5 protein-coding genes are annotated in these 7,029 nt (G+C 42.1%); 2 read left to right on the forward strand and 3 right to left on the reverse strand.

All coding sequences use genetic code 11. The features are described 5' to 3' along the window. Positions 1-170: 170 nt before the first annotated feature. The gene (locus tag QWZ17_RS23465) at positions 171-617 is read right to left on the reverse strand and encodes a hypothetical protein (protein WP_290307758.1); all 447 of its coding nucleotides are present in this window, start codon (positions 615-617) and stop codon (positions 171-173) included. Beyond that, complete coding sequence (gene thiL, locus QWZ17_RS23470; RefSeq protein ID WP_290307759.1) at positions 618-1,664, reverse strand: thiamine-phosphate kinase; 1,047 nt, start codon at positions 1,662-1,664, stop codon at positions 618-620. Positions 1,665-1,877: 213 nt separating this feature from the next. Here thiL and QWZ17_RS23475 point away from each other — a divergent pair, with 213 nt between their 5' ends. Continuing rightward, on the forward strand, positions 1,878-3,311 hold the full coding sequence (locus QWZ17_RS23475) for a DNA/RNA non-specific endonuclease (protein WP_290307760.1): 1,434 nt from the start codon (positions 1,878-1,880) through the stop codon (positions 3,309-3,311). 620 nt (positions 3,312-3,931) lie between these two features. On the opposite strand, the gene nadA is transcribed toward QWZ17_RS23475, so the two are convergent. Next, positions 3,932-4,924: a quinolinate synthase NadA gene (nadA, locus tag QWZ17_RS23480; protein ID WP_290307761.1), complete on the reverse strand. Its 993-nt coding sequence runs from the start codon at positions 4,922-4,924 to the stop codon at positions 3,932-3,934. A 408-nt stretch (positions 4,925-5,332) separates the two neighbouring features. On the opposite strand from nadA, the gene nadB reads away from it, so the two are divergent. After that, positions 5,333-6,925, forward strand: a complete 1,593-nt coding sequence (gene nadB, locus QWZ17_RS23485; RefSeq protein WP_290307762.1) for an L-aspartate oxidase — start codon at positions 5,333-5,335, stop codon at positions 6,923-6,925. Positions 6,926-7,029: the final 104 nt, after the last annotated feature.

The following is a 7,029-nucleotide window of genomic DNA, read 5'->3' on the forward strand; positions in this document are numbered from 1 at the left end:
CGCCGGGTGAGTCTTCGTCTGCGTTCAAAGCCAACCTTTGTCTAAAGTATTAAACGTCATGGGTAGGTACGAAGCAATCTCCGTACCATACAGAGCGAACTCAGCAAGGTCGATTTGCCTGTGTAGAGATTGCTTCGTACCTCGCAATGACGGATTTAAAATATTGATAACTAACTAATCACCTTCCGCTCCCTGTTAAACCAGGGCTTGGCTTCCTTTGAAAAAACCAAGGCCATAGCCAAAAGCTCGATAACAACCTCCGCAACGAATAGGGTAAGTAAAAACACCGGTGTTTTGTAAACGGCAACATCTTGCGGCTGTTTTAAAACGGGGGCCGGGTGTGTGATATTGGCAACCAGGGCATAAGAGTTAAACAATATCAGTACCAATAGTATCCCTCTTGCCCATTTGCGGCCTTCACCGGTTGTAAAAACCAGGTATATTAAAAAGAAAGCGATGAAAATGAAGGCTACCAGGTTAACACCATCCAACAGGTTGCTTGCCATTTGCAGTGCAACGGCCAGGTAAAGCAATAAAGTGCCAATAACCACCTTTTGCGGCGCTTTGCCATCGGGATGGTTATTGAGGTAAAAACTATCCAGTATTTTGTTGGGCATTTATTCTGATTTTTTGAAGGCGTTCCACCCCTGGGCTTTTAAAGGATGCGAATTGCCTGACGTAGTAACCAGGTTACAGCCTGCTGATGCTTCGGTGATATGGCCGATAATGGTGATATCCATTTTAAACTTGATCTTGTCGTAGTCGGATTGTTTAACGGTAAACAGCAACTCATAGTCTTCGCCACCGCTTAGCGCGCAAACCGTTGGGTCAAGATTGAATTCACGAGCGGTTTCGTAGGTCATCGGGTCGAGCGGGATTTTTTCTTCATATAAATTACAACCTTTGTCACTTTGTTTACAGATGTGTAAGATCTCTGAAGCCAAACCGTCTGATATATCGATCATCGCAGTTGGTTTTACCTCGATGCTTTTTAACAGTTCCACAATATCACGGCGGGCTTCTGGTTTTAACTGGCGTTCAACGATGTAATCCTTACCCTCTAAATCGGGTTGAATATTGGGGTTTTCCAGGTAAACCAGTTTTTCGCGCTCTAACAATTGCAAACCGGTATAGGCGCCGCCCAAATCGCCCGATACACAAATCAAATCGCCTTCGCCGGCACCATTGCGGTAAACAACATCAGCTTCATCGGCATAACCGATAGAAGTTACGCTGATTACCAAACCCTGTTTTGATGAAGTGGTGTCGCCGCCAACCAAATCAACATTGTATTTTTCGCAGGCAATGTAAATGCCTTGGTACAATTCTTCAATGGCCTCCAAAGGAAATTTGCTCGACATCCCGATAGATACCGTAACCTGCGACGCGGTGCCATTCATGGCGTAAATATCACTTAGGTTTACCTGGATCGCTTTATAGCCCAAGTGTTTTAGCGGGGTATAAGCCAGATCAAAATGGATTCCTTCCAATAACAAATCGGTACTAATCAGCGTTTTTTTACCTTCAAAACTCAAAACCGCGGCATCATCGCCCACACCTTTGATGGTGCTGGCCTGACCAAGTTTAATGTTTTTTGTAAGATGATTGATCAGTCCAAATTCGCCTAAATCCTCCAAATGGGTCCTGTCCTGGTTTTCAAACATATCTTTTTATGATTACACCCTAATGCGGGTTTGTAGATGACTTTTTTATTAGGGTGCAAAAATACAAATTACTTTTTGCTATTGTAGGTCAAGATCATGTATAGCTCTTTTTGTAAATATTTCGATAGATAAGCCAATATTCTACCTTAACTATAACAAATTAATATTTAGTTAACTTTAACTAAAGAGATTTGCCTTACAAAATAGTAACCTATGAAAATCAGAAATTTATTTATCTTTTTATGTTTATTGGTAGTTGTTGCAAGTTGTAAAAAAGACCTGCAATCGCCATCAAACCCAACCACCGGGGGCAACGGTACCGGCACCACGCCAACTCCTGTTCCATACTCCATTACAGAAAATTTTGAAACCGGCACCAAAACCGCTTACGCTATAGCCAACGTTCAGTTAACTACTGGTTTATGGAGTTTTAATGATGCGCTGCTTGGTAATTTAGCGGCCGATGTTAAGGATGGCGCAAAATCTGTAAGGTTACGCACCGGCGATATCACCATGAAATTTGATATCAAAGGCGTTACGCAAATCAGCATTAAACACGCTAAATACGGAGCAGACGCCGCATCAACCTGGCAGCTATTGATGTCGACAGATAGCGGTACTACTTTCACCCAATTAGGTACCGATATTGCTGAAAATAACACCGTCCTGGTAACCGATTCATTTAAAGTTACTACCACGGCAAAAGTTCGTTTTCAGATTAAAAAAACGGGTACCACGCGCATCAACATCGATGATATCACCTTCAAAGGTCTTGGTGATCCGGGTTTAACGGTAGGTACGCCTGACGGCGGCGGCCCAGATACTACCGGCAATACCGGCACCGCCGCACCGGATAGGGGTGTTACGGCGGGTGCTGACGCCCCACCTGCAGCCGGCGATAACAGTAACCTGCTTTTAGGAAACCCTTCTGACGCACAGCCGACTATCGCCATGAATAATAATTACCTGATAGATCAGAAATATTATGAGGAATCATACAGCAGCACCCGTGGTACGCCAAACTGGGTAAGTTGGCATTTAGACGCTACTAATATTACCAATGCCAGTGCGCGTTTAAATAATTTCGGTGGTTTTAATGGCTTGCCTACCGGATTTTACGAGGTGGAAAGTAACAGTTATTCTGGATCTGGGTTTGATAGGGGGCATAACTGCCCCTCTGCCGACCGCACCAGTTCCACCGATGCTAACTCTGCAACCTTCCTGATGACCAACATGATACCACAAGCACCGCAAAATAACCAGCAAACCTGGGCCAATCTTGAAAATTACCTGCGCGAGCAAGTGGTGGCCGGCAACGAGGTTTACATTGTGATGGGTAGTTACGGCACCGGTGGCACCGGTTCAAGCGGCTCGGCCAATACCATTACCAGCGGTCATGTTACAGTACCAAGTAATGTTTGGAAGGTGGCTGTTATTGTACCAGCCGGCGATGGCGATTTAAATCGTATATCGGCCACAACCAGGGTAATAGCCGTAAATACGCCCAATATCAACACCATTAACTCCGACTGGAAACAATATCGTGTAACTGTGCGTGATATTGAAAAAGCCACGGGTTATAATTTGCTTTCTAATTTACCACAAGCTGTACAGGATGTGGTGGAAACGAAAAAAGATGATTTGTAAACTGATATAGGCCTATATCCTTAAAAAAAGGGTCCCGGATGTAAGATCCGGGACCCTTTTTTTATTTTTTCGCGGCGCAACCTCACCGTGACTCAACATACTGCCGAAGGCAGAAAATTTTTTAAAATTTGCGTTGTCCTTTAAAATCCGGCGCAACCTTTATACTTCATACCGCCGAAGGCGGGAAAATTTTTAGGATTTTGACCTGTTTTCCACAACTGTAGGCATGTTAAAAAATCCGGCGCAACAAAATATTATATCCGCCTTTGGCGGAAATTTTTTTGCGTTTTTAGGGGATTTATTAAAAAAATAATTTATCCAACGTCATTGCGAGTTGTAAAATCCGGCGGAATCTGAAGGTGGGGATGACGTAAGAACTACTTTCTACACCCTGTCATTCTGAGGAACGAAGAATCTTCTTCGCTATAAAAGTCTGCAATTAGCATGGCGAAGAAGATTCTTCGTTCCTCAGGATGACAAACGTTTTTTATAAAACGTCATGGGTAGGTACGAAGCAATCCCTACACAAGCAAATCGATCTTTCTGAGTTCGCTCTGTGTAGTACGGAGATTGCTTCGTACCTCGCAATGACGGTTCATTTTATTGATACATTTAAATCCTTACAATCCCAACCCTGCCGAAATTTCCAGCATGCGTTCAATCGGTTTTACCGCTTTTTCAATAATGTGCTCAGGTACAGTAACCTCCGGCATTTCATTTTTTAAACACAGGTACAATTTTTCTAAAGTATTGCGCTTCATATGCGGACAATCGTTACAGGCGCAATTGTTATTTGGCGGTGCAGGTATAAATGTTTTATCCGGGTTTTCCTTCTGCATCTGGTGTAAAATACCTGCCTCGGTTGCCACTATAAATTCCTTATCCGGGTGGCTGCTTGCATACTTCAAAATGCCGGTTGTCGATCCGATATAATCGGCCATCTGCAGTATCACGTCTTCACATTCGGGATGCGCCAGTAATTTCGCTCCCGGGTGTCTTTCTTTTAGCCTGGTAATCTTTTCACGACTAAAAATTTCATGTACCATGCAGGCACCATTCCACAATACCAGGTCACGACCGGTTTTCTTTGCCACATAAGCACCCAGGTTTTTATCTGGCCCAAATATGATCTTTTGATCTGCCGGCAAGCTTTCTACAATTTGCACCGCGTTGCTCGATGTACAAACAATATCACTTAAAGCTTTCAGTTCGGCTGTGCAGTTTACATAAGTGATCACCAGGTGATCGGGATAGTTTTCCTTAAACTTCTTAAATAAATGTGGCGGGCAACTATCTGCTAATGAGCATCCTGCCTTTACGTCTGGCAGTAAAACCTTTTTTGTTGGTGATAGTATCTTGGCAGTTTCGGCCATGAAGTGTACACCGGCAAATACAATAACCTCGGCATCGGTTTTAGCAGCTTGTTGCGATAGGCCAAGGCTGTCGCCAATATAATCTGCAATATCCTGGATATCGGGGTCCTGGTAGTAATGGGCCAAAATGACTGCATTTTTTTCCTTTTTTAATTTTTCAATTTCATCAAACAGATCAAGCGTGGGGTCAATGTATTCGTCCACAAATCCTGTCACATTTATTTCTTCGAAGGTATCCATTTCAACAAATCAATTAATAACAACTAATTTTTTATATAAATAAAACTATTGTTTGTTATGGTGTTAGTTATGTGCAAAAGTGAGCATAGTTTTTGTTTTAAATATTAGTTTTCACATTTTATTAACAGTTACTAACATCTTTTAAGTTTCTATTCATTTGATTTTGTGATTTGTATGACAATCAAATTTAAATTGTAAAAGTTTTATGTTAATATTTTGTTGGTGTGTAAAATGTTAGCTTTGATGTTTAAACTATGTAAAAGTCGCTCAAAAATTGTTCAGTTAACAGGCAAAAATCGCAGTTATCCACACGTTTAGTATTTGTTAGCTTTTTGTTTACACGAAATTAACACGTTTTACCCCTGTTATTAACACAAGTAGTACTTTTACGCTATATATACGTTAAATATGACCCGTACTGTTGATTTCCTGATTGTAGGATCAGGCATTGCCGGACTCAGTTTTGCCCTTAAGGCTGCAAAACATGGTAAGGTTCTGATAGTTACTAAATCAAACGAAGATGAATCAAACACTAAGTATGCCCAGGGCGGCGTGGCGGTGGTTGTGGATAAAAAAGAAGATTCTTTTGAAAAACATATTGAAGACACTTTAATAAGTGGCGACGGCCTTTGCGACCCCGAAGTTGTGGAGGCTGTTGTTAAAGAAGGACCGGAGCGCATTAATGAAATTATTGATTACGGAACCAACTTTGACAAAACTACCGAAGGCATTTATGACCTGGCTAAAGAAGGTGGGCATTCCGAATTTAGAGTACTCCATTATAAGGATGTAACCGGTTGGGAAATTGAACGCTCTTTATTAGAGGAGATCCATAAAAATCCCAATATCGAGATATTAACACATTATTTCGCGGTGGATTTGATCACGCAGCACCATTTAGGCGAGCTGGTGCGTAAATCTACTACAGACATTACCTGCTACGGTATCTACGCTTTAAATACAGAGACTAACGTTGTTGAAAAGATTTTATCAAAAGTAACCGTAATGGCAGCTGGTGGGGCAGGACATATCTATTCCATCACCACCAATCCAACCATCGCTACCGGCGATGGCGTTGCCATGGTTTACCGTGCAAAAGGCAAGGTACGTAATATGGAGTTTATGCAATTCCATCCAACAGCGTTATATAATCCAGGCGAATATCCTTCGTTTTTAATATCAGAAGCAGTACGTGGTTTTGGTGGCGTATTGAAACGTACCAATGGCGAAGAGTTTATGCAGGAGTATGACCCGCGTAAATCTTTGGCACCAAGGGATATCACAGCAAGGGCTATTGATGCCGAGATCAAAAAATCGGGTGAAGATTTTGTTTACCTGGATATCCGTCATCGAAGTAAAAAAGATATTTTAAATCATTTCCCTAATATATATGCCAAATGCCTGGAGATAGGCATCGATATGACCAAGGATATGATCCCTGTGGCGCCGGCCTGTCATTATATGTGCGGTGGTGTAATGGTTGATCATGTTGGCCAATCATCTATACTAAGATTATATGCCTGCGGCGAATGTTCTTCGACTGGTTTACATGGTGCTAATCGGTTGGCATCCAATTCATTACTGGAGGCATTGGTTTTTGCGCACCGTATTTACGAAGATGCTATTAAACAGTTTGAAAATAATGTAATTCCCGAAAATATCCCTGACTGGGACGAGCACGGTGTTCAGCTATCAAACGAAGACATCCTGGTAACGCACAACGTACGCGAAATGCAAAAGCTAATGAATGACTACGTGGGTATTGTTCGTTCCGATTTCAGGCTGGAGAGGGCGCTACGCAGGTTAAAGCTGTTATATGAAGAAACGGAAGATTTCTATAAAAAAACAAAGTTGTCTGTAAAATTATGCGAGCTGCGCAACCTGATCCAGGTGTCGTTCATCGTGGTAAAATCAGCCATGTTACGTAAAGAGAGCAGAGGCTTGCATTATACAACGGATTACCCGGTGTATGCTGAGGAGGTTAAGGATACGGTGTTTTAAAGTAATACTTATATACATAGCCCCGTCATTGCCTTTGGTCTAACAAAAGAAACATAAAACAAAAGATTGTTATTGTTATACCGGGGGTGCAGGGGGTGTTAAGA

Source organism: Mucilaginibacter flavus (genome assembly GCF_030409315.1).
GTDB lineage: Bacteria > Bacteroidota > Bacteroidia > Sphingobacteriales > Sphingobacteriaceae > Mucilaginibacter > Mucilaginibacter flavus.